The organism is Dyella japonica A8 (assembly GCF_000725385.1).
GTDB classification, from domain to species: domain Bacteria; phylum Pseudomonadota; class Gammaproteobacteria; order Xanthomonadales; family Rhodanobacteraceae; genus Dyella; species Dyella japonica_C.
Window position 1 is genome coordinate 1,821,480 of sequence record NZ_CP008884.1, and the last position, 21,582, is coordinate 1,843,061.

At 65.3% G+C, this 21,582-nt stretch carries 20 protein-coding genes; 11 read left to right on the forward strand and 9 right to left on the reverse strand.

Annotated features, from left to right (window positions below; all coding sequences use genetic code 11):
- Positions 1-6 precede the first annotated feature (6 nt).
- Both HY57_RS07460 and murA read left to right on the forward strand, forming a co-directional pair.
- Positions 7-246, forward strand: coding sequence for a BolA family protein (locus tag HY57_RS07460; protein ID WP_019466411.1), 240 nt, complete (start codon positions 7-9; stop codon positions 244-246).
- Between the two features lie 41 nt (positions 247-287).
- Positions 288-1,547: a UDP-N-acetylglucosamine 1-carboxyvinyltransferase gene (gene murA, locus HY57_RS07465; protein WP_019466412.1), complete on the forward strand. Its 1,260-nt coding sequence runs from the start codon at positions 288-290 to the stop codon at positions 1,545-1,547.
- Between the two features lie 506 nt (positions 1,548-2,053).
- On the opposite strand, the gene HY57_RS07470 is transcribed toward murA, so the two are convergent.
- The 3 genes from HY57_RS07470 to purM are packed head-to-tail and all read right to left on the reverse strand — an operon-like array spanning position 2,054 to position 4,527.
- Positions 2,054-2,770, reverse strand: coding sequence for a DUF3108 domain-containing protein (locus tag HY57_RS07470; protein ID WP_019466413.1), 717 nt, complete (start codon positions 2,768-2,770; stop codon positions 2,054-2,056).
- Positions 2,771-2,825: 55 nt separating this feature from the next.
- The gene (gene purN, locus HY57_RS07475; RefSeq protein WP_019466414.1) at positions 2,826-3,494 is read right to left on the reverse strand and encodes a phosphoribosylglycinamide formyltransferase; all 669 of its coding nucleotides are present in this window, start codon (positions 3,492-3,494) and stop codon (positions 2,826-2,828) included.
- A 4-nt stretch (positions 3,495-3,498) separates the two neighbouring features.
- Positions 3,499-4,527: a phosphoribosylformylglycinamidine cyclo-ligase gene (gene purM / locus HY57_RS07480; RefSeq protein ID WP_019466415.1), complete on the reverse strand. Its 1,029-nt coding sequence runs from the start codon at positions 4,525-4,527 to the stop codon at positions 3,499-3,501.
- 149 nt (positions 4,528-4,676) lie between these two features.
- On the opposite strand from purM, the gene HY57_RS07485 reads away from it, so the two are divergent.
- From HY57_RS07485 to HY57_RS07500, 4 genes are all read left to right on the forward strand, one after another.
- The gene (locus tag HY57_RS07485) at positions 4,677-5,657 is read left to right on the forward strand and encodes a DUF2066 domain-containing protein (RefSeq protein WP_019466416.1); all 981 of its coding nucleotides are present in this window, start codon (positions 4,677-4,679) and stop codon (positions 5,655-5,657) included.
- Positions 5,658-5,740: 83 nt separating this feature from the next.
- A complete protein-coding gene (locus HY57_RS07490; protein ID WP_026034126.1) occupies positions 5,741-6,928 on the forward strand; it encodes an AI-2E family transporter in 1,188 nt (395 codons plus the stop codon).
- Positions 6,925-7,617 carry a DnaA regulatory inactivator Hda gene (hda, locus tag HY57_RS07495; RefSeq protein WP_019466418.1) on the forward strand — a complete coding sequence of 231 codons (693 nt, stop codon included), beginning with the start codon at positions 6,925-6,927 and terminating at the stop codon, positions 7,615-7,617. The genes HY57_RS07490 and hda overlap by 4 nt, the downstream gene beginning before the upstream one ends.
- A 79-nt stretch (positions 7,618-7,696) precedes the next feature.
- Complete coding sequence (locus tag HY57_RS07500) at positions 7,697-8,203, forward strand: hypothetical protein (protein WP_019466419.1); 507 nt, start codon at positions 7,697-7,699, stop codon at positions 8,201-8,203.
- A gap of 55 nt (positions 8,204-8,258) precedes the next feature.
- On the opposite strand, the gene HY57_RS07505 is transcribed toward HY57_RS07500, so the two are convergent.
- Entirely contained in the window at positions 8,259-9,062 is an 804-nt protein-coding gene (locus HY57_RS07505) for an inositol monophosphatase family protein (protein ID WP_019466420.1), read from the reverse strand.
- Positions 9,063-9,221: 159 nt separating this feature from the next.
- Here HY57_RS07505 and HY57_RS07510 point away from each other — a divergent pair, with 159 nt between their 5' ends.
- Complete coding sequence (locus HY57_RS07510; protein WP_019466421.1) at positions 9,222-9,998, forward strand: RNA methyltransferase; 777 nt, start codon at positions 9,222-9,224, stop codon at positions 9,996-9,998.
- Positions 9,999-10,093: 95 nt separating this feature from the next.
- On the opposite strand, the gene HY57_RS07515 is transcribed toward HY57_RS07510, so the two are convergent.
- Entirely contained in the window at positions 10,094-11,416 is a 1,323-nt protein-coding gene (locus HY57_RS07515; RefSeq protein WP_019466422.1) for a hemolysin family protein, read from the reverse strand.
- A 197-nt stretch (positions 11,417-11,613) separates the two neighbouring features.
- Between HY57_RS07515 and HY57_RS07520 the strand changes: the two genes are divergently transcribed.
- Both HY57_RS07520 and HY57_RS07525 read left to right on the forward strand, forming a co-directional pair.
- A complete protein-coding gene (locus HY57_RS07520; RefSeq protein ID WP_019466423.1) occupies positions 11,614-12,243 on the forward strand; it encodes a DUF47 domain-containing protein in 630 nt (209 codons plus the stop codon).
- Positions 12,244-12,312: 69 nt separating this feature from the next.
- Positions 12,313-13,434 (forward strand): inorganic phosphate transporter, encoded by a 1,122-nt coding sequence (locus tag HY57_RS07525; protein WP_019466424.1) that lies wholly within the window; start codon positions 12,313-12,315, stop codon positions 13,432-13,434.
- 76 nt (positions 13,435-13,510) lie between these two features.
- Here the strand turns inward: HY57_RS07525 and HY57_RS07530 are convergent, their stop codons facing one another.
- Complete coding sequence (locus HY57_RS07530) at positions 13,511-13,915, reverse strand: hypothetical protein (protein ID WP_019466425.1); 405 nt, start codon at positions 13,913-13,915, stop codon at positions 13,511-13,513.
- Between the two features lie 87 nt (positions 13,916-14,002).
- Here HY57_RS07530 and HY57_RS07535 point away from each other — a divergent pair, with 87 nt between their 5' ends.
- Positions 14,003-14,341 (forward strand): MGMT family protein, encoded by a 339-nt coding sequence (locus HY57_RS07535; protein ID WP_019466426.1) that lies wholly within the window; start codon positions 14,003-14,005, stop codon positions 14,339-14,341.
- 52 nt (positions 14,342-14,393) lie between these two features.
- Here HY57_RS07535 and HY57_RS07540 read toward each other — a convergent pair whose 3' ends face one another.
- Entirely contained in the window at positions 14,394-17,270 is a 2,877-nt protein-coding gene (locus HY57_RS07540) for a TonB-dependent receptor plug domain-containing protein (RefSeq protein WP_019466427.1), read from the reverse strand.
- Between the two features lie 321 nt (positions 17,271-17,591).
- Here HY57_RS07540 and recQ point away from each other — a divergent pair, with 321 nt between their 5' ends.
- Positions 17,592-19,406: a DNA helicase RecQ gene (recQ, locus tag HY57_RS07545; protein ID WP_019466428.1), complete on the forward strand. Its 1,815-nt coding sequence runs from the start codon at positions 17,592-17,594 to the stop codon at positions 19,404-19,406.
- Positions 19,407-19,436: 30 nt separating this feature from the next.
- Here the strand turns inward: recQ and HY57_RS22070 are convergent, their stop codons facing one another.
- Together HY57_RS22070 and HY57_RS07560 are read right to left on the reverse strand one after the other, a co-directional pair.
- Entirely contained in the window at positions 19,437-19,910 is a 474-nt protein-coding gene (locus HY57_RS22070) for a hypothetical protein (RefSeq protein ID WP_235186629.1), read from the reverse strand.
- 9 nt (positions 19,911-19,919) lie between these two features.
- A complete protein-coding gene (locus HY57_RS07560) occupies positions 19,920-21,581 on the reverse strand; it encodes a M28 family metallopeptidase (protein ID WP_038579499.1) in 1,662 nt (553 codons plus the stop codon).
- Between the last annotated feature and the right edge of the window lies 1 nt (position 21,582).

Below are 21,582 nucleotides of genomic sequence, written 5' to 3' on the forward strand. Positions count from 1 at the left end.
AAACCCATGGACGCTGCCACCATCCAGGCAATGATCGAACAAGGCCTGCCCGGTGCGCAGGCGACCGTCAGCGGCGACGACGGCGTGCACTTCGAGGCTGAAGTGGTGGCTGAGCAGTTCGCCGGCAAGCTGCCGCTGGCCCGGCACCGCTTGGTTTACGCCACGCTGGGGAATCTCATGGGCGGTGCGATCCACGCGCTGGCCCTGAAAACGCACACTCCCGCGGAGGTCGCTGCGCGCCGTTGAGGCCGCGCAGCCCCCGTGCAATCGATTCGTAAGGACTTTAGATGGCCAAGATCCTGATCAGTGGCGGCGAGCCGCTCCACGGTGAAGTGGGTATTTCGGGCGCGAAGAACGCCGTGCTGCCGATTCTCGCTTCCTGCCTGCTGGCCGATGAGCCGGTGGCGATCAGCAACGTGCCCCACCTGCACGATGTGACCACCTTCATCGAGCTGCTGGGCCAGATGGGCACGCAGCTGGTGCTGGACGACCGCATGAAGATGCACGTCGACCCGCGCTCCACCGACCGCTGCTTCGCCCCGTACGACCTGGTGCGCACCATGCGTGCGTCCATCCTCGTGCTGGGCCCGCTGGTGGCCCGCTTCGGCGAGGCGGAAGTGTCGCTGCCGGGTGGTTGCGCCATCGGCTCGCGTCCGGTCGACCAGCACATCCGCGGCCTGCAGGCGCTGGGCGCCGACGTGGTCGTGGAGAACGGCTACATCAAGGCCAAGGCCAAGCGCCTGAAAGGCGCGCGCATCTCGATGGACATGGTCACCGTGACCGGTACCGAGAACATCATGATGGCCGCCGCGCTCGCGTCCGGCACCACCATCATCGAGAACGCCGCGCAGGAACCGGAAGTGGTCGACCTGGCGCACTGCCTGATCGCCATGGGCGCGCAGATCGAAGGCGCCGGCACCTCCACGCTGACCATCCATGGCGTGGAACGCCTGCATGGCGCTGAGTACGAAGTGCTGCCTGACCGCATCGAAACCGGCACGTTCCTGGTCGGCGCGGCAATGACCGGCGGCAAGGTGCGCGCCCGCAATGCCCGTGCCGACACGCTGGACGCCGTGCTCGCCAAGCTGGAAGACGCTGGCGCACACATCTCCACCGGCGCCGACTGGATCGAGCTGGACATGCGTGGCCGCCGCCCCAAGGCGGTGAACATCACCACCGCGCCGTACCCAGCTTTCCCGACCGACATGCAGGCGCAGTTCACCGCGCTCAACTGCGTAGCCGAAGGCGTGGGCATCATCACCGAGACGGTGTTCGAGAACCGCTTCATGCACGCGCTGGAACTGCAGCGCCTGGGTGCGGACATCCGCCTGGAAGGCAACACCGCCATCATCAAGGGCGTGGAGAAGATGAGCGGCGCGCCGATCATGGCAACCGACCTGCGTGCCTCCGCCTGCCTCGTGCTCGCCGGCCTGGTGGCCGAGGGCGATACCACGGTCGATCGCGTGTATCACATCGATCGCGGTTACGAGAACATCGAAGAAAAGCTGGGCGTGCTTGGCGCGAAGATTCGTCGCCTGCCGTCCTGAGGCATGACACGCATTGCCCATGAAAAAGGCCGCTTTCGCGGCCTTTTTCTTTGGGGCCTGACGTGCCTCATCCTTCAACATTGTCGCCCGGTAAAAGCGGGGAGCCAGTCTTCAATATCGTCACCCCTGCAAAAGCAGGGAGCCAGTCTTCAACATCGTCGCCCCCGTAAAAGCGGGGTGCCAGTCCTCAACATCGTCATCCCCGCGAAAGCGGGGAGCCAGTCCTCAACATCGTCATCCCCGCGAAAGTGGGGATCCAGTGTCTTTCGATTTGGTGGCACGCTTCAAAGTCACTGGATCCCCGCTTTCGCGGGGATGACGGTGAGGCGAGACGGACGGTGAGGCGAGACCGACGGTGAGGCGAGACGGACGGTGAGGCGAGACGGACGGTGAGGCGAGACGGACGGTGAGGCGAGACCGACGGCGAGGCGGGACGGACGGCGAGGCGGGACCGGCGGTGAGGCGGGGATGGGGCGGGCGAGAGTGCATCCCTTGTGGCTTGCTAATCAGCCGCCCTTGAAGCTCACCAACTGCAATTCCAGATTGCCGCCATCACTCTGCGTCAACTTCACCGGCACCGGGTATTTCTGCGGTGCATACCACGCGCTGAAGGCATTCTCGTCACCGCCGCGCACCACGCGTTCCGTCGGAAAACTACCGGCCGGCACTTTCACGGTGTCCTTGCCCGTCACTTTGAATTCCTGGGTTTCCACGTTGCGCTTCACCGCCACGGGCAGCGACACGGCCTGCTTGCCGGTGCGCAGCGCCAGGCCGATGGCGTAGGGCGTGGTGTTGCGGTCGACCATGCCGGGGGCGCTCGGGTAGGTCATCGGGCCCTTGCCTTCGTTCACCGTGACCTGGCTGCTACTCCAGTTGACCTCGGTATGGCGCTGCTTCTTCTTGAAGCCGGCATCCATGTTGTAGTCGTAGCTGATGGTTTCCGGCGCGTCGTTGTTCCAGCGGAAGCGGGTGGTTTCCGTGGAATTGGCGCCCAGTGCGGCGGCAATGCCTGCCGTACCCTTGGTCTGGTTGCTGTAGACCCACTGGCCGCCGCCCGCGGGCTTGAGCGTGATCACTGCCTCGCCGATCACCTGGCCGCCCTGCGATACCTGGTACGTCGCCGTGAACGGCGTCGGCGCAGGGGTGGCGGCGAAAGCGGCCGTGGTGGAGAGGGCCAGCGCAAGGCCGGCAGCGAACATGCGGAGGGAGTTGGGTGCGGTCATGGGGACCGCAGTCTACGCGTTCATCCTGAACGGGTTGTAGAGACGCCTTGGGCGCTCAGTCAACCAGTTTGCCGTTGCGCAGTTGCAGCGGTGCGGCGATCGGCTTTCCGTCGAAGGTGACGTGATCGGGTGCGATCAGGCCAAGGCGTTGCTCGGCCATCAGCTTGAGCACGGCGGGCAGCAGCAGGTGTTCGTGGCTGAGCAGGCGTTGGGCGAGTTGCGCCTCGTCGTCGCCCGACTGGATGGCGATGCGTGCTTGCGCGATCACTGGGCCGCCATCCAGTTCGGCGGTTACGTAGTGCACGCTGGCGCCATGCTCCGCGTCACCCGCCTCGAGTGCGCGGCGGTGCGTATGCAAGCCACGGTATTTGGGCAGCAGGGAAGGGTGGATGTTGATCATCCGGCCCACCCACGGCGCCAGCGCTTCACCGTCGATGATGCGCATGAAGCCGGCCAGCACCAGTACCTGCGCGCCCGTGGCGTCGAGCTGGCGGAACAGTTCGAAGTCGAACTCGCGGCGATTGGCGAAAGCCTTGGGGTTGAGCGTGAACGTGGGAATGCCCGCGTCCTTGGCCAGCTGCAACGCGCCCGCGTCGGCCTTGTCGCTGCCGACCGCGACGAAGTCGACGGGCAGCAGGCCGGCATCGCGAGCGGCAATCAGGGCTTGCAGGTTGCTGCCGCGCCCGGAGGCGAGCACGGCGATGCGAAGACGCTGGTCTGCCACGCGCTTAACCGATGTGGACGCGCTCGTCGCCCTGAGCGGGCACGATCTCGCCGATGACCGAACTCTTCAGGCCGTGCGTGGCCAGCAGTTCACTGGCGGCGCTGACGGCATCGCGCGGCAGGATCACCGTGAAGCCCACGCCGCAATTGAACGTGCGCCACATTTCCTCGCGCGCCACGTTGCCTTCACGCATCAGCCACTCGAACACCGGCGGCAGCACGATGGCGGACGCGTCGATGTGGATGCCGAGGCCATCGGGCACCACGCGGATGATGTTTTCCTTCAGGCCGCCACCGGTGATATGCGCCATGCCGTGCACCGGCTGGCTCTTCATCAGCGCCAGCATGGGTTTGACGTAGATGGTGGTGGGGGCCATCAGCGCATCGGCCAGCGTCACGCCGCCCACGTCGAGGTCCAGCGGGTTGCCGGCGCGCTCGAGGATCTTGCGGATCAGCGAGTAACCATTGGAGTGCGGACCGGACGAGGCCACGCCGAGGATCACATCGCCCGCGACGATCTTCTCGCCGGAGAGCAGCTGCGACTTCTCGACGGCGCCGACGGTGAAGCCGCCCAGGTCGTATTCGCCCGGCGGGTACATGTCCGGCATTTCCGCCGTCTCGCCGCCGATCAGCGCGCAACCGGCCAGTTCGCAGCCCTTGGCGATGCCGCCGACCACGGCCACGGTGGTGTCCACGTCCAGCTTGCCGGTGGCGAAGTAATCGAGGAAGAACAGCGGCTCGGCGCCCTGCACCAGCACGTCGTTCACGCACATGCCCACCAGGTCGATGCCGATGGTGTCGTGGCGACCCAGCTGCTGGGCCAGCTTGAGCTTGGTGCCCACGCCGTCGGTGCCCGAGACCAGCACCGGCTCCTTGTACTTGCCGGAAAGGTCGAACAGGCCGCCGAAGCCGCCCAGGCCGCCCATGACTTCAGGACGGGAGGTGCGCTTGACCAGCGGCTTGATGCGTTCGACAACGGCGTTGCCTGCGTCGATATCGACGCCAGCGGCGCGGTAGGTGAGGGCGTCGGACATGGGGGCAACCCGGCGTTGGGAAACGTCGGATTGTAGCAGTGTGGGGACACACTTTCCTGAGCGGAGGCGTTGAACCGGGACACCTTCGATGGACGCTGCCGGACGGATTGGGCAGACTTTCGCTGTTCCCCACCCGGATATCGCTCCCCATGCGCCTGTCCCGCCTTCTGCTCATCTGTTTCATGCTGGGCCTCGCCCCGCTGCTGTCCGTACGGGCGCAGGGGCAGGTATCGCCGTACACCGTGGTCGTGTCCGTGGCCGACACCAGCGAGGCCGCGCGGGACGCCGCCTTCAGCGACGCGCTGGCGCAGGTGCTGGCACGCACTTCGGGCGGTCAGGACCTGAGCAGCAAGGCCGGCTACGCCGATGTGCTCAAGGGGGCCTCGGGCATCGTGCAGCAGTACCAGTACCAGCGCGCCGCGACCGGCATGGCGCTGCAGGTCACGTTCGACCAGGCTGCCGTGCAGCGCGCCGTGGCCCAGATGGGCGTGGCCGGCGGGGGCTCGCGTCCGCCCGTGCTGGTGGTAGTGCGCGACGAGGACGGCAGCATCCTCACCCGCGAGGCGCTGGGCACCTTGACCCAGACCGTCGCCGCCAAGGGCTTCAGCACCGTGCTGGCCGACCCGGCCAAGACTGGCGATACCCCGAATCTGACCAGCGCCGAGCCGGAGCAGGTGGCCGCGCTGGCGCGCCAGTACAAGACCGGCCTGATCCTGCTGGGCCAGATGCATGGCAATGCGGCGGACTGGGCGCTGATGTCCGGCGGCCCGCAGCAGAAATGGAGCACGCAGGGCGCCAACGCGGCAGCCGTGCTCACCGACGCTGGCAACGGGCTGGTTGATCGCCTCGGCAAGCAGCTCAACGTGATCGGTTCGGCCACCGTCGATGGCAAGCTGTGGGTGTCGCAGGTCGGTTCGGCCATGGATTACGCCAATCTTGTGGCGGTGCTGCGCAACGACCCCAACGTGCGCCAGGTCACCACGCTGAGCGCGCAGGGCGACGGCATGTTGTTCGCGGTCAAGGCCGGCCTGCCGATGGATGCGCTGGCCAACAGCCTTGCCGCGAGCGGCCGCCTCCTCCGCGGTGAGTCGCACAGCGATGCCGACGCCAGCCTGCGCTGGGTCCACTGAATCCGGGTGGCGCGAGCTGCCCTGGCCGTGCGCCGATGGGAATCCGGCGCGCGCTTCCTGCTTCCGACCTCATGGGATGAGCCATGTCGATGACGCCTGATAGCTCCCGCCGTTGGCAGATGCTCGCGATCACCGCGGCCATCTTTTATGTGTTCTGGCTGCTGGCGCCGGTGCTGATGCCGTTTGCCTTCGCCGCCATGCTGGCCTATCTGGGCGATCCCCTGGCCGATCGCCTGCAGCGCCTGGGCATGGGCAGAACACTGGCGGTGAGCATCGTGTTCATCGTCTTGCTGCTGCTGACCATCGGCGCGCTGCTGCTGCTGATCCCGCTGATCTCGCGCCAGATCGAGAACCTGGTGGAGAACGTCCCGCATTACGTGGACTGGGCGCGCAACACCGCGTTGCCGTGGCTTCAGACCAAGCTTCACCTGGATCCGAGCGCGTTCGACACCGATCGCCTGATGGAGCAGATCAAGGAGCACCTGGGCTCGATCGGCAACGCCGCCTCCGTGCTGCTGGGCAAGATTTCACGCTCCAGCGTCGGCGTGGTGATGTGGCTGACCAACATGGTGTTGATCCCGGTGGTGGCGTTCTACCTACTGCGCGACTGGGACCGCCTGGTAGCCTGGATCGACAGCATGCTGCCGCGTTCCATCGAGCCCACCGCCGCCCACCTGGCCCGCGAGGCCGACAACGTGCTCGGCGCCTTCGTGCGCGGCCAGCTGCTGGTGATGTTGGCGCTCGGCATCTTTTACGGGGTGGCGCTGACCCTGATGGGGCTGTCCGTGGGCCCGTTGATCGGTATGATCGCCGGCCTGCTCAGTTTCGTGCCTTACCTGGGCTTCATCGTGGGCTTCGGTTCCGCGCTGATCGCCGCCATGGTGCAATACGGTGACTGGACCCACGTGCTGATCGTGGTGGGCATCTTCATGGCCGGCCAGTTGCTGGAAGGCTATGTGCTGGTGCCGCAGCTGGTGGGCGACAAGATCGGCCTGCATCCGGTGGCCGTGATTTTCGCCGTGCTGGCGGGCGGTTACCTGTTTGGCTTCCTGGGCGTGCTGTTGGCGCTGCCGGCGGCTTCGGTGATCCTGGTGGTGCTGCGCTACCTGGCGGAGCGTTACCGGCAAAGTGATCTGTACACGGAGGAGGGCCACGGGGATCCGGTGCTCACCGAAGTGGACGTGGTCGTCGATACCTCGAACGGTGAGGTGAAATCCCGCACGATCGTCGACGAACAAGGCAACAAGAAGGACGTAGAACCACCCCGATGATTCCGCAGTTGCCGCTTGTCCTGCGCTGGCCCCGACGCCAGCGTTTCGAACATTTCCACCCCGGCAGTAACGTCGTGACGCTGTCCGCCGTGGAGCAGGTGGCGTACGTGCCGGGTACGCCGTGGCTGTATCTGGCGGGGCCGGCCGGGAGCGGCAAGAGCCATCTGCTGGTGGCGGCCTGCCAGGCGGCCATCCAGGGCGGCCGCACGGTGCAATACCTGCCGCTGGCGAGCATTGGCGACAAGGCCGGCGCCATCCGTGGCGTGGTGGGCAGCGAATTCCTGGCCCTGGACGACCTGGGCGCCATTGCCGGCGACCGTGAAGCCGAGCATGCCCTGTTCGACGTCTACAACCGGGCCAAGGCCGAAGGCGCGACGCTGCTGTTTGCGGCCGACGCGCTGCCAACCCAGTTGGGTCTTGGGCTTCCCGACCTGCGCTCGCGGCTGGGTGCCTGTCAGCAGGCTTTGCTGAAGCCGCTGGATGATGCCGAGCGCCGGGCCGTACTGCGCCAGGAAGCCGGCACGCGCGGCATCGAGCTGGATGACACGGTACTGGACTGGCTGTTTACCCATTACAAGCGTGACCTCGGTGCCTTGCTCGATCTGCTGGATCGCATCGATCAGGCCTCGCTGGCGGCGCGCAGGCGCATCACCATTCCCTTTTTGCGTGATTTTCTGCGCGGCGATTAGCCGTCCATAGACACCGGTCATGGCGACCAGCGCATCGCCAGGCGCTTAATGCTGGCTGTTTCCAAGGAGTAATGGAGTGATGAAGAAGGAACTTGCCGGCGTCGGTCTGGCGCTGCTATCGCTCACGCTGAGCCTTTGTGCGTTTGCCGAGGCTGACGGCATGGCGCCCGCCATCGTGGCGGCCCCGGGGCGGGCCGTGTGCTCGTCGGCTGACGTTGCGCTCGGTGGCAGCCCGGCCAAGGGGCAGCTCTGCGTGACCGAAGGCTCATTCGGCCACGATCGTTATGTCTTCGACCTGGACGGCACCGCCGTCATCACGGGCATCGATGACGAGACGACCCGAGGGCTCTCCGGCTCCTACAAGGGGCAGTCGTTGGGCATGACATGCGCACCGGACATCAAGAAACCCGCTGACGACGACAGCTACGTGGTCGGCCTGGAAAAGAGCATGGTCGAAAAGCGCGGTATGAAGCCCGCTGATGCGCACAATCTGGCCGTTGCCATGGCCACGGTGGAAGTCGGGCGCACGTGCATCGTGAAGCAAGCGGAAGCCGTGCTGATGAAAGTGCCTGTACGCTTTCCTTGAGCCAAATAGAAAAAGGCGCCGGAAGGCGCCTTTTTCTTCGCGATGAACCGGGCGTTCAGGCCATCAGCAGCCGCGGCGTGGCGTTCGCGCTGATGGCATCCACCATGGCCTGCGCCACGTTGAGGTTGCCGGCGACGATGTTGCCGCTTTCCGGAATGCCGTCGCGGCCGGCGAAGTCGCAGTAACGGCCGCCCGCCTCGCGCACCAGCAGCACGCCGGCAGCCATGTCCCAGGGCTTCAGGCCGATCTCGAAGAAACCGTCGTAGCGGCCGGCGGCCACGTAGGCCAGGTCGAGCGCGGCAGAACCGGAGCGGCGGATGTCCTCGGCCTGGCCAAGCAGGGCGCGGGTCATGTCGAGCTGGGCGTCCAGGTGCGAGCGCTGGCGGTACGGGAAGCCGGTGGCGATCATCGCGCCGCCCAGGTTTTCGCGCTTGGCCACGCGGATGCGGCGGTCGTTGAGGTAGGCGCCATCGCCCTTGCTGGCGGTGAACAGCTCGTCGCGCAGCGGGTCGAACACCACTGCGTACACCGGCTCGCCCTTGTCGAGCAGGGCGATGGACACGGAGAAGTGCGGGATACCGCGCAGGTAGTTGTGCGTGCCGTCGAGCGGATCGATCACCCAGGTCAGCGGGCCCTTGCCGATGGCGCCGCTTTCCTCGGCGAGGAAGCCGTGCGTCGGGTAGGCGCGCTTGAGTTCCTTGACGATCTCGGCTTCGGCCAGGCGGTCGACTTCCGAGGCGAAGTCCATGCGTTGCTTTTCGACGACGTTGAGTCCGTCGATGCGATTCATGTAGCGCAGGATGATGTTTCCTGCGGAGCGCGCGGCGCGCACCGCGACGTTGACGGCGGGTCTTGGCATGGCTTCGGCTTTCAAAAGAGCGGGGTTTCGGCGGCGAAGTCTAGCAGACAGACGGCCTCCGGGTCAGGCCGCCCCCGGGGGGAACGGACGCCCGGGTTTGACAGGACGGCCGGAGGTTTCCAAGCTTTGCGCCCGTTTGCACGAGTTTTTGCCATCCCGATGAGCGCTGAATCCGACCTTGCCGCCCGCATCCGCTACGTGCTGGTGCGCACCTCGCACCCCGGCAATATCGGCAGCGCGGCCCGTGCCATCCGCACCATGGGCTTCGACCGTATGGCCCTGGTGGCTCCGCACCGGTTCCCGGACCAGGAAGCCTCCGCACTGGCCGCCGGCGCGGATGACGTGCTGGAAAACGCCACCGTCAGCGAGGGGCTGGTCGATGCCCTGGCCGGGACCAGCCTGGCGCTGGGCCTTTCCGCCCGTCGTCGCGGCGTGGATCTGGAGGAAATCACCCCCCGCGAGGCGGCGGCACGCGCGCTGGCTGCTGCGGCGCGTGGCGAACAGGTGGCCCTGGTATTCGGCAACGAGCGGACGGGTCTGGAGAACGAAGAGCTGGCCCGCTGCCATGCCATGGTGCGCATCCCCAGCGTGGACGACTTCAGCTCGCTCAACCTCTCGCAGGCCGTCCAGGTGATGGCCTATGAACTGCGCGTGGCGTCCCTGGGCGAGGTTGCCCCTCCGGTGCGCGCGGATGCCGAGCCACCGGCCGATGCCGCGCAGATGGAGCGTTTCTTCGAGCATCTTTCGCAGATGCTCGACGACATCGACTTCCACAAGGGGCGCGCGCCCACCACCATCATGTTGCGCCTGCGCAAACTGTTCCAGCGCGCCCAGCCGGACGAGCGCGAATTGCGCGTCATGCATGGCATTTTCGCCGACGCCCAGCGCATGGCCCAGATCGCCAGCGGCAAGATCAAGGCGTCGAAGGGCGAGTGATCAGACGCCCACTGTAGGAGCGCACTTGTGCGCGACCGTCTGGAGCGTGGCGCTGCGGTCGCGCACAAGTGCGCTCCTACAGGGGGAGGGTGCTGTCAGAACCCGTCTTCCTCCACATCGATCTTCGGCAGCTGCGTGATCAGCAGCTTGTCGATGCGCGCGCCGTCCAGATCCAGCACTTCCACGCGGAAGCCGTGCCAGTCGAACGTTTCGCCGACCTGCGGAATGTGGCCGAGCACGGCCATCACCATGCCGGCGGCGGTGCGGTACCCGTGCTCTTCCTCGCCGGGCAGGGCGTCGACCTTCAGTAGCTCGCGCAGGTCGTCGGTGGACAGCGAGCCATCCAGCAGCCAGCTGCCGTCCTCGCGGGGCGTGATCAGCGGGCTTTCCGTCTTGTCGTTGCTGCCCAGCTGGGTGGCGCCCACGATGGCGGCCAGCAGGTCGTTGAGCGTTACCAGGCCCACGATGTCGCCATACTCGTCGACCACCAGCGCCAACTGGGTTTCCGCGTCGCGGAACTCCTCCAGCAGGTCCAGCGCGCGCGCCGTGGCGGGTACATAGAGTGGCTTGGAGAGCTGCCCGAAGATATCGGGCTTGCCCTGGGCAAACCCGCGCAGCAGGCGCTTCACTTCCACCACGCCAAGGATGTCGCTTTCGTCGCCGCGATACACCGGATAGCGCGAATAAGGCGTCGTGCGCAGGATCTCCGCGTTCTCCTGGTAGCTCGCCGCCGCGTCCAGCCACACGATGCGCGTGCGAGGCGTCATCACGCTGTCCACTGAGCGGTCACCCAGGCGCAGCACGCGATTGACCATATTGTGCTCGTCGGGATCCAGGATGCCGTGCTCGGCGCTTTCGGCCACCAGCAGGCGGATTTCCTCTTCCGTGGCGGCGTCGTTGCCGCGTTTCTGCACGCGCAGCAGGCGCAACAGCAGGCTGCTGGAGAAGTTGAGCAGCCAGACGAACGGAGCGGCCAGGCGCGAGAGCACCATCATCGGCATCGCCACGTAGCCGGAGATGAGTTCCGGCGCCGACAGGGCGAGCCGCTTGGGCACTAGCTCGCCAATGACGATCTGGATGAACGAGATCAGGCCGAAGCCCAGCACCAGGCCGATGACCTTGGCGTATGGCTCCATCCAGGCGGCCCGCCCGCCATGGATGGCCGTGGCGATATGGTCGCCCAGGGCATCGCCGGCCAGGGCGCCGGTGACCAGGATGACCAGGGTCATGCCGACCTGGACGGTGGACAGGAAGCGCTCCGGTGCCTGGGCATTGCGCAGGGCCACGCGGGCCCGGCGGCTGTCGCGGGCCATCTGCTTCAGGCGCGTCTTGCGGGAGGCCACCAGGGCCATCTCGGACAGGGCGAAGAAGCCGTTGAAGAAGGAGAGGAGGACGACGGTGAGGATTTCGGTCAGCATCGGGGCGGCCGGCCGCAGTGGAGGTCGCGAAAGGACATGAGACGGAGTGTAAGGCCTAAGCAGGGCAGGGTACGCGTCAAACCGCACCCGGGGTCAAAAATCGCTCCAAAGGGCGTGTGGGGCGCTTGATGCGGCACGGCAGGGGCCTCCTGTAACATACGCGTCATTTTCCGCCCCGCACCCCAGGCAATAACCGCATGTTTTCATTGCAAACGATTTTCGGCAAAGGCGACAAGTTCTATGGCCTGCTCGAACAGAGCGCCGAGGCTGCCCGCGAAAGCGCCAAGGCTCTGCACGACCTGGTGACCCGCAAGGATCACGCTCCCGTGATGGCCGCCTTCGCCGCTGCACGCGCCAGGGAGAAGGCACTGGCAGGGCAGATCAGCGAGGAGCTGGTGAACACGTTCGTCACTGCGCTCGACCGCGAGGACATCGAGGCGCTCAACTCCGCGCTGTACAAGATTCCCAAGACCATCGAGAAGTTTGCCGAGCGCTACGAGATCGTCTCCGGGCGCCTGACCGACGTGGACTTCGCCGCCCGCGCCCTGGTGCTGGAACGGGCGACGGCGGTGGTGTCGGAGATGATCGGCGAGCTGCGCCGCGGCCTGCGCATCGATCCGGTGAAGAAGCTGCAGGATCGCCTGCAGACGCTGGAATCCGAAGGCGACCGCATGCTGCTTTCGCCGTACCGCACGCTCTATGTCGAAGGCAACGACGCCATGCGCGCCATGCTGGCGAAGGATCTGTTCGAACTGATCGAGAAGGCGATCGACAAGTGCCGCGACGTCGGCAACATCGTCTACTCGATCGTCCTGAAGAACTCCTGAGGCCGGCACGATGACGTCTTTCCTTTCGTGCCGCCCGGTGTCGTTCCGGGCCGTTGCCGGGGTGCGCGCATGAGCATCGGCCTCGCCATCGCGGTGGTGCTGATCGCGCTGGCATTCACCTATATCAACGGCTTCCACGACACCGCCAACTCCATCGCCACCGTCGTCGCCACCAAGGTGCTGACGCCGGGGCAGGCAGTGATGCTGGCGGCGATCACCAACCTGATCGGCGCGCTGTGGGGCACGGCGGTGGCCAAGACCATCGCGGCCGGCCTGATCGATGTGCACGTGATCGATGCGGGGCCGCAGTTGCTTATCTGCGCCCTGCTCGCGGCCACGGTGTGGAACCTCATCACCTGGTGGCTGGGCCTGCCGTCCAGCTCCAGCCACGCCCTGGTGGGCGCGCTGGTGGGCGCGGCCATCGCGGCGTCCGGAAACAACTTCGCCTCGGTGATCTGGTCGCAGGGCGGGGCGCATTGGTGGGACGGCAAGGGCGTGATTCCCAAGGTCGTCGTGCCCATGGTCGTGTCACCCTTGATGGGCTTCGTCATAGGCTTCCTGTTGATGGGTGCGCTCTACGCGTTGCTGAGCTGGTTCTCCAGTCGCACGGGCTTCCTGCGACGCTTCGGCCGCACGCCGTTCGTGAATGCGTTCTTTGGCAAGGCGCAGATCGTGTCGGCCAGTGCCATGGGCCTCGCGCACGGCATGAACGACGCGCAGAAGAGCATGGGCATCATCGCCCTGGCGCTTGCCGGCGCCACTGCGGCGGGTCAGTTCGACGGCCTGCCGGCATGGCTGGGTTTCCTGCGCATCCAGGGTTCCAGCGACGGTGGCTTCAACGTGCCCGCGTGGGTGGCGGTGGTCTGCGCGCTGACCATGGCCGGCGGCACCGCGGGCGGTGGCTGGCGCATCATCAAGACGCTTGGCCACAAGATGGTGAAGCTCCACCCCATCAACGGCTTTGCGGCGGAAGGCAGTTCCGCGGCGGTGATCCTTACCGCGTCAGCGTTCGGCATCCCGGTGTCGACCACGCACAACGTGTCCGCATCCATCATGGGCGTGGGCGCGGCCAAGCGCTGGAACGCCATCCGCTGGTCGGTGGTGGAGCGCATGGTGTGGGCGTGGATCCTCACCCTGCCGATCACCGCGCTGCTGGCCTACGGCCTGGTGCGGCTGTCAGCCTTGTTCTGATCCGTTTTTGTAGGAGCGCACTTGTGCGCGACCAGGATGCTTCGGGTCGCGCACAAGTGCGCTCCTACAGAAAGATCTATAGATCGTCGCCACCCGTCGCGATGATCCTTTCCAACTGGTCGCCCAGTTCGCCCAGCTCCTCGATCAGCCGTTTCAGCTCGGCTGCATCGAGCAGCTCATAGGGCCGGTTTTCGCACAGGTGCAGGTAAGGCGAACCGTCCAGGTCCGCCACGGCGAGAAAGCCCTTGCGCTGTTCCCAGTTGAACCGCAGGCAGCGGCGCGGGTCGGCCCCTGCCAGTGGCCCCACGGGTGTGGAAATGCGCAGGTAGCGCCGTCCGGCTTCGTCTTCGAGTTCAGCGAGATAGATCCCCTGGTGCCGGTCGTGCGGCAAGGTCAGGTCGAAGCTGATCAGATAGGGGTCGTTGTGGCGCAGCGCGTGCAGGCTGCCGATATGGGAACGCACGGCTTCGAAATGGTGCATGGTGCGATCTCCTTGGCAGGTGAATCTGGCCTCGCTACTGTGCCACGACACCCTGTAAAGAGCCTGTTGAAGATCATGGACAAACCCATGAACGATGCGCACGCCCGCATTTTTGCCGCCATTGCAGCCATTCCGCGCGGACGCGTGGCCAGTTACGGCGCCATTGCGGCGCGGGCGGGGCTGCCGGGACGGGCGCGATTGGTCGGGCGGGCGCTGGGTGAGGTGCCCGATGGCATGGAATTGCCCTGGTACCGCGTGCTGCGCTCCAGCGGCCAGATTGCCTTTCCGCCGGGTAGCCGGGGTTTTCGGGAGCAAAGCAAACGCTTGAAAGCCGAGGGCGTCGACGTGCGCAACGGACGCGTGCCGATGTCCGCCTTCGGCCTGGATGCGGACCTCGATCGCGCCCTGTGGGGCATGCCGGGATAAAAAAAGGCGGGTCCGAAGACCCGCCTTGTGAAGGTTCGCTGCCCGTTCTGGATCAGAATTTCTGGTTGTACGACACGTACCAGAAGCGGTCGATGTCGAAGTTCGGGTTGTACGGCGGAGAGCCGGTCCCCGAGGTCGGTACGCTGTAGTAGTACGGGCCCTTCTTGTTGAAGATGTTGTTCACGCCAACGGTGAACACACCTTTCCACGGCGCCGTGTAGCGGAACTGCGCGTCGTTGAACGCCACCGAGCCCTTCTGGCTCATGCCCGGCGTCGGCCACCACGGGTTGGTGTAGTTGGGAGAGCTGCAGTTGTAGACGTTCCCGTTCGGAGCGGTGTAGCACTGGTCCTTCAGGCCCGAGTAGTAGCGGATCGTCCAACTGGCGCCGAACTGCTTGAAGTCCCAATCCACCTGCAGGTTCGAGCGCAGGCGATAGATGGCGTCCTCACCATCGAAAAAGCCCACCAGATCCTGTGGCGTGGCGCCGGGGCCGCTGACCGTCTCGTACTTCGTCAGGTACGTGCTGTCCGAAGCGATGCGGAAGCGGCCGAACGATGTCTCCGGCAGCTTGTAGTGAATGCCGATGTCGTAGCCCGACGTTTTCAGTGAACCCAGGTTGGCAAGGCTCTCGTTGAGCTGATTGATCGAGCCGGCAACCAGGCCGGTATTGGGATCCGCTGCGGATGCGCGGGTGAAGCGGCCGCAATAACTGGGATCGTTCTGGATGTAGCAAAGGTTGAGGATCTGGTCGGCGTACACCGTGGAAATGATGTTCTTCACGTAGATGTTGTAGTAATCCAGCGTGACATCGAGACCCGGAGCGTAATGCGGGCTATAGACGAAACCTGCCGTGCGGGTGATGGACCGTTCCGGTTTCAGGTTGGGGTTAGAGCCGGAGACAAACGGGGTCGGTGTCTGCGAGCCATAGCCGTTGGCCTGGGTATAGCCGGGCGGGACACCCGTGGCGGCGCAATGCGCGTTGACCGAGGCATTGGTGGCCGCCGCGCCGGATTTGGAATCGCAGGGATCCTGGAACGTTTCGAAGCTCTGTCCTGGGCCGCCGTAGAGGTTTTCGATGGTCGGGGCGCGGAAGCCCTGGGCCCAGGTGCCGCGGACCAGCAGGTCTTCGATGGGGCGATAGCGGAAGCTGTACTTGTTGTTGGTGGTGCTGCCGAAGTTGCTGTAGTGCGAGTAACGGCTGGCGACGTTCAGGCCGAGTTCCTGGGCCCCCGGCAAATCACGCAGCAACGGCACGTCCAGCTCGGCATAGGCTTCGTTGGTGTTGTACGCGCCGCTGGTGGCGTTGGCCGCCAGGTCGGTGGTGTTGCCATCGGCCACGTACTGATCGGGCCGGTAGCTGCCCTTGACGCCGCGATGTTCGACACCGACCGCAAGGTTCACCGTGCCAGCGTTGCCCGGCATGTCGAACAGGCCGCCGGATACGTTGGCGGTGTAGTCGTCGGTGGAACTGATCTGGCGCGCAGACTCGTGATAGTTCACGTAGTTCCACACGGACTGGGGCGTCCCGCCGGGGCCCGCCAGGATGTTCCAGGGCACGCATCCGGCGGCACGGTCGGCCGCGTTGGCGCAGGCAAGCTGGCCATCAATCGTGGTGGTCGGTCCAAGCGCCGCCTGCGCACGATTCAGGTCGAGATTGCCGGTGGTGCTGATGTGAATCTTGTTCTGCGAGTAGGTGTAGTCGGCGTCCCACGTCCAATCGTGGTTGAACAGCTTGAAGTAACCCTGCGCGCCAAGATTGATATTGTAGATCTTGGAATGATTGTCGGTGATGCGGGGGAGCTCCACCGTCCGGCGATAGAACGCGAGGGCTTCGCCGGGGAAGGGGGTGTAGGCATTGGCGCCGTCAATCATCACGCCGGTGGTGCCGGTGCTAAACGGATAGCCGGCCAGTTGTGAGGACGAATCGCGTACGGAGGCATCGGCCATGCCGTGCAGGCTGACGTTGTCCGTGAGCTGGTACTTGTCCTGCACGAACAGATTCTTCAGCTTGGTGCCGGCGCGGAACGTCATGTCCTGCGCGGTGTTGTAACGGTCCGAGAGCGCGCCGGCATAGCGGTGGTAGTTGGCAGGATTGCCTGCGTCGCTACCTTGGTCCAGCGAGTAACGCTTCTTGTTGTACGGATTGACGATGCTTCCATAGGCGCCGGTGGAGCTCCAGAAATCGTCCGGATGGTCCGCGCCTTGTGGATAGCGGGTCTCGGGACGCTTCTCGTCCCACATCGGCTTGGTCTGCTGCCAGGAGCCGTTGATGATGATGGCGTTCTTCGCGGTGGTGTGGCCCCAGGTGAAGTCGTAGTTCTGGGTCTGGCCATCGCCCTTGCCGTTCTGGCCGTAGTAGACGTTGGCTTCAGCGCCGTTGAACTTCTCCTTGGTGATGATGTTCACCACGCCGCCGATGGCGTCAGAGCCATAGATGGAGGAGGCGCCATCCTTGAGGATGTCGATGCGCTCGATGATCGAGACCGGGATGGTCGACACGTCGGTCAGGCCATTGAGGCTCGAACTCCAGCGGCGGCCGTTGACCAGCACCAGCGTGCGTTGCGAGCCAAGGTTGCGGATGTTGACGTAGCGCCCGCCGACGTCGGCGCCGTTGGACAGCGTGTCCTGCGGGGTGATATCCGGCGTGCCCATGGACGGCATGCGCGAAATGATGTCGTTGACGTTGGTCAGGCCGGTGGCCTGGATGGCGGCCTTGTCCATGGTGAAGACCGGCTGCGAGGTTTCCACGTCCACGCTGCGGATGCGCGAGCCGGTCACCGTGACGGTTTCGAGGTTCTTGGCCGACGTGGCATCGGTCTTGGCGGGCGCCGTGTCCTGCGCGAAAGCGATGCCCGAGGCCACCAGTGTGCCGGCGGCGAGTGCCAGGCGGATGGCGGCTGCCAGTCCGCCACGGTTGAACGATTTCATCTAGCTGTTCCCCAACATCGTGGTTATGGAATGAAGGCCTGCCACGCTGCGATCGATGGCCGGTCAGAGCGGCGCACGTGATTCGGCGCTTGGATGCTCTTGGGCTGTCGAAGGAAGTCGCCGTGGCGGCCGTCGGCCCGCCGGATGCCGGGCGTTTGAATAATGTTTTCTTTACCTTGGGGAATCCCAGTCTTGGCGGGCTATATCACGCGTAGGCGCAAGCCCGGCAGGCTGGTCGGGATATTCACGAGTGCTGTCGGCGAAGCCGCCGAAGATTTTCCTGGGTGATGGGCAAAGGGCCTTATTTGCTAGCATTCGCCGATGCTTCCCTCGCCCCTAGACATCCTCCACAGCGTTTTTGGCTACACCCAGTTTCGCGGTCAGCAGCAGGCCATCGTCGAGCAGTTGGTCGAGGGTGGGGACGCGCTGGTGCTCATGCCCACGGGTGGCGGCAAGTCGCTTTGCTATCAGATTCCCGCGCTGGTAAGGCAGGGCACGGGCATCGTGGTGTCGCCGCTGATCGCACTGATGCAGGACCAGGTCGATGCGTTGCGCGAAGCCGGCGTCGCTGCGGCTTATCTCAATTCGAGCCTGGATGCGGACGAGCAGCGCGAGGTCGAGCGCCGCCTGCTCGAGGGCGAGCTGAATCTGCTTTACGTCGCCCCGGAGCGCTTGCTCACCTCACGGTTCCTGAGCCTGCTCGAACGCACGGAAGTGGCGCTGTTCGCCATTGACGAAGCGCACTGCGTTTCCCAGTGGGGACATGATTTCCGGCCGGAATACCGCGAGCTGGCGGTGCTGCACCAGCGCTTCCCGCAGGTGCCGCGCATTGCCTTGACCGCGACGGCCGACGAGCGCACGCGCGATGAAATCGTGGAGCGCCTGGCCCTGCAGCAGGCGCGGCAATTCGTTTCCAGCTTCGACCGGCCCAACATCCGCTACCAGGTCGGGCAGCGTCACAACGCGCGGCGCCAGTTGATGGAGTTCCTGGAGCGGCATCGCGGCGAGACCGGCATCGTCTATGCGCTCAGTCGCCGCAAGGTGGATGAAACGGCGGCATGGCTGACCGAGGCGGGCATCGAGGCCTTGCCTTATCACGCGGGGCTGGATGCCGCGACGCGCAACGCCAACCAGCGCCGCTTCCTGCGCGAGGATGGCGTGGTGATGGTGGCGACGGTGGCCTTCGGCATGGGTATCGACAAGCCGGATGTGCGGTTCGTGGCGCACCTGGATCTGCCGCGCAGCATGGAAGGCTACTACCAGGAAACCGGGCGTGCGGGGCGCGATGGCCTGCCATCCGATGCGTGGATGATCTACGGCTTGTCAGACGTGGTGACGATGAGCCAGATGATCGCCCAGTCCGAATCGGCCGACGAGCGCAAGCGCGTCGAGCGCCAGAAGCTGGAGTCGCTGCTGGCCTATGCGGAAACCACGCAATGTCGGCGCGAACTGTTGCTTGCCGCGTTCGGCGAGTCGTTCCATGGGCCGTGCGAACGTTGCGACAACTGCGTCGAGCCGCCCAAAACCTGGGATGCCACCGTGCCTGCGCAGAAGGCGCTTTCCGCCGTGTATCGCAGCGGGCAGCGGTTCGGCTCCGGACATGTCATCGGCATTCTTCGTGGCGACGACAGCAATCGCATGAGCGAGCTGGGGCATGACCGCCTTTCCACCTTCGGCATCGGCGCCGACATGGACGAGAAGCAATGGCGTTCGGTGTTCCGCCAGTTGCTGGCCATGGGCTTGCTCGAGGCGGATGCCGAAGGCTTTGGCACGTTGCGCCTGACCAAGACCAGCCGCGACGTGCTAGTGGGCAACCGCCAGGTCCGGTTGCGTGAGGATGCCGTGCCCGTGCGGGCATCGCGCAAGCGCCGGGACAGCAAGCTGGTGACGGGCAGCAGCCTGGGCGTGGAAGCCTATGAGCAGCCGTTGTGGGATGAGCTGAAGAAGTTGCGCATCCAGCTGGCCAGGCAGCATGGCGTGCCACCGTATGTGATTTTCCACGATGCCACCCTGCTGGCGATGCTGCGCGCCCTGCCGTCGAACGAGACGGAGATGGCATCGATCAGCGGCGTGGGCGAGGCCAAGCTGAAGCGCTATGGCAAGGATTTCCTGGCGGTGATCAACGCGCACGAATAAGCGCGTGGCCTGTGCGCCATACGACGCGGCTCAACCGGCGAGGCGCCAGCGCGTGCCCTCACCCGATACGCGCGAGTGCGCCAGCGCAAGCTCGGGGATATAGCGCCATTGCGCCAGTCCGCCCGGCAGGCGCGCCTGCGGGCAGGCCATGCGCGTGGCGATCAGGGCGGCCTCGGCAGTTTCGTGCCGGCCGATTTCCTGTTCTTCGCACAGGGCGCGCCACTGGCGGCCGTGGCGGATGATGCGGAACAGGCCAGCTTTTGACGGATGGACGTATTGCGCCAGCATAGGATTCGACTTTTCTGGGTACGGCGGATGGTGCGCAGCTTGCCGTTGGTCGATGACTTCCCTGTGATTCCTGTCTGGCTCATCCATGACTGCCATGTTGCCGTTCTGTTTTGCCGTCATCTGAATCAGCAGCGCGTGAAAAACCTGTTTCCTGTTGTTGGGTTGGTAAAGAAAAGGCCCGCATTGCTGCGGGCCTTTCTGTATGCCGGCTGACAACGGCGGGATTTACTTGCGATCGGCCGCCGTCGCGTCGCGTGCCGCGCGGAATTCCGAATCCTTGCTCCAGTTGGGCCAGGTGTCGGAGTTGGCCAGGTCGCTGCCGAGCTTGTAGAGGATCTGCAGGTCGCGGGCCATGCCCGTGAACGGCCAGCTGGCCTGCCACTCGTCCGACGGCTGGTGGTAGTGCTTGGACACGTACTCTTCTTCGGCCGCCTTGCCGGCCGCCACGCCGCCATCCACCCAGTCGTCGCCCGAGCCAAACGAGATGGCCGGCACGCCGCGCTTGGCGAACGAGAAGTGATCGGAGCGGAAGAAGTGACCGGCTTCCGGCTTCGGATCGCCCGAGTACACCAGGTTCCACTGCTTGGCGGTGTCGGTCAGCTCATCCAGCAGGTCGAGCTTGGCGCTGCCGGAGATGGTGAAGTTGCGCGCCGGGCCATGCGGGTCGAGCGCATCCATGTTGATGACGCCCACCGTGGTGGCCAGCGGGTAGAGCGGCTTGGAGGCGTAGTACTCCGAACCGAGCAGGCCCTTCTCCTCGGCGGTGACGTTGAGGAACACCACCGAGCGCTCCGGCTTGGGCTGGCTGGCGAAGGCACGGGCCAGTTCGATCAGCGCGGCGGTGCCGGTCGCGTTGTCCACTGCACCGTTGTAGATCTTGTCGCCCTTGGCGTCCGGCGCGCCGACGCCCAGGTGATCCCAGTGCGCGCTGTAGATCACCGTTTCGTTCGGGCGCTTGGTGCCCTCGATGCGGCCCACGATGTTGTGGGAGGTGATCACCTTGGCGTTGATCTTGTAGTTGGCCGAGAAGGTTTCACCCTTCAGCACCACCGGCTTGAATTCGCGCGTCTGCGCCTGCTTCTTCAGCGCCTCGAAATCCAGCCCGGCGGACTTGAACAGGTCGAGCGCCACGTCACGCTGGATCCACGCTTCCAGCGGCGTGTGCACGCTGGTGGGGTGGTCGCGCACCACGTCGAACTGGGTGTTGGTGTTGGAGTTGGCCACCGTCGCCCAGCCGTAGGAGGCCGGCGCGGTCTCGTGGATGATCAGCATGCCCGCCGCACCCTGGCGGGCGGCCTCTTCGTACTTGTAGGTCCAGCGGCCGTAGTAGGTCATGGCCTTGCCGCCGAAGTCGCCCACGCCGGTCTCGAAGTCCGGGTCGTTGATCAGCACCACGGCGATCTTGCCGTGCAGGTCCACGCCCTTGAAGTCGTCCCAGTGGCGCTCCGGCGCCTTCACGCCGTAGCCGACGAACACCAGCGGGGCGTTCTTGATGTCCACGGCCTTGGAGCCGTCGAGCGCGGAGCGTACGGCGATTTCCTTGCCCTGCGTCAGCGATTCGTTCTTGCCATTGACGGTGAACGACAGGGACGGCGTGCCGGCGATGTCCGACTGCAGCAGCGGCACGGCCTGGGTCCATTCGCGCTTGCCGTTCTTGAGATCACCGCCGGGCTGCACGCCCGCGGCCTTGAGCTGGCCGACCACGTAGTCGATGGTCTTGGTTTCGGCCGGCGTGGCCGGGCCGCGGCCTTCGAAGGCGTCGGACGAAAGCGTCTTGACGTCTTCGGACAGGCGGTGCGGGTCGAAGGTGGGAGTGGTCGGCGCGTCGGCGGCGAACAGCGCCGACGTCACGGACAGTGCAAGCAGGGATAAGGCCAATCGCTTCATG

Excerpts from the sequence above, each read along its gene's own strand:
- HY57_RS07460 (WP_019466411.1), top strand. The coding sequence starts at position 7 with ATGGACGCTGCCACCATCCAGGCAATGATCGAACAAGGCCTGCCCGGT.
- murA (WP_019466412.1), top strand. The coding sequence starts at position 288 with ATGGCCAAGATCCTGATCAGTGGCGGCGAGCCGCTCCACGGTGAAGTG.
- HY57_RS07470 (WP_019466413.1), bottom strand. The coding sequence starts at position 2,770 with ATGACCGCACCCAACTCCCTCCGCATGTTCGCTGCCGGCCTTGCGCTG.
- purM (WP_019466415.1), bottom strand. The coding sequence starts at position 4,527 with ATGTCCGACGCCCTCACCTACCGCGCCGCTGGCGTCGATATCGACGCA.
- HY57_RS07485 (WP_019466416.1), top strand. The coding sequence starts at position 4,677 with ATGCGCCTGTCCCGCCTTCTGCTCATCTGTTTCATGCTGGGCCTCGCC.
- HY57_RS07490 (WP_026034126.1), top strand. The coding sequence starts at position 5,741 with ATGTCGATGACGCCTGATAGCTCCCGCCGTTGGCAGATGCTCGCGATC.
- hda (WP_019466418.1), top strand. The coding sequence starts at position 6,925 with ATGATTCCGCAGTTGCCGCTTGTCCTGCGCTGGCCCCGACGCCAGCGT.
- HY57_RS07500 (WP_019466419.1), top strand. The coding sequence starts at position 7,697 with ATGAAGAAGGAACTTGCCGGCGTCGGTCTGGCGCTGCTATCGCTCACG.
- HY57_RS07505 (WP_019466420.1), bottom strand. The coding sequence starts at position 9,062 with ATGCCAAGACCCGCCGTCAACGTCGCGGTGCGCGCCGCGCGCTCCGCA.
- HY57_RS07510 (WP_019466421.1), top strand. The coding sequence starts at position 9,222 with ATGAGCGCTGAATCCGACCTTGCCGCCCGCATCCGCTACGTGCTGGTG.
- HY57_RS07515 (WP_019466422.1), bottom strand. The coding sequence starts at position 11,416 with ATGCTGACCGAAATCCTCACCGTCGTCCTCCTCTCCTTCTTCAACGGC.
- HY57_RS07520 (WP_019466423.1), top strand. The coding sequence starts at position 11,614 with ATGTTTTCATTGCAAACGATTTTCGGCAAAGGCGACAAGTTCTATGGC.
- HY57_RS07525 (WP_019466424.1), top strand. The coding sequence starts at position 12,313 with ATGAGCATCGGCCTCGCCATCGCGGTGGTGCTGATCGCGCTGGCATTC.
- HY57_RS07530 (WP_019466425.1), bottom strand. The coding sequence starts at position 13,915 with ATGCACCATTTCGAAGCCGTGCGTTCCCATATCGGCAGCCTGCACGCG.
- HY57_RS07535 (WP_019466426.1), top strand. The coding sequence starts at position 14,003 with ATGAACGATGCGCACGCCCGCATTTTTGCCGCCATTGCAGCCATTCCG.
- HY57_RS07540 (WP_019466427.1), bottom strand. The coding sequence starts at position 17,270 with ATGAAATCGTTCAACCGTGGCGGACTGGCAGCCGCCATCCGCCTGGCA.
- recQ (WP_019466428.1), top strand. The coding sequence starts at position 17,592 with ATGCTTCCCTCGCCCCTAGACATCCTCCACAGCGTTTTTGGCTACACC.
- HY57_RS07560 (WP_038579499.1), bottom strand. The coding sequence starts at position 21,581 with ATGAAGCGATTGGCCTTATCCCTGCTTGCACTGTCCGTGACGTCGGCG.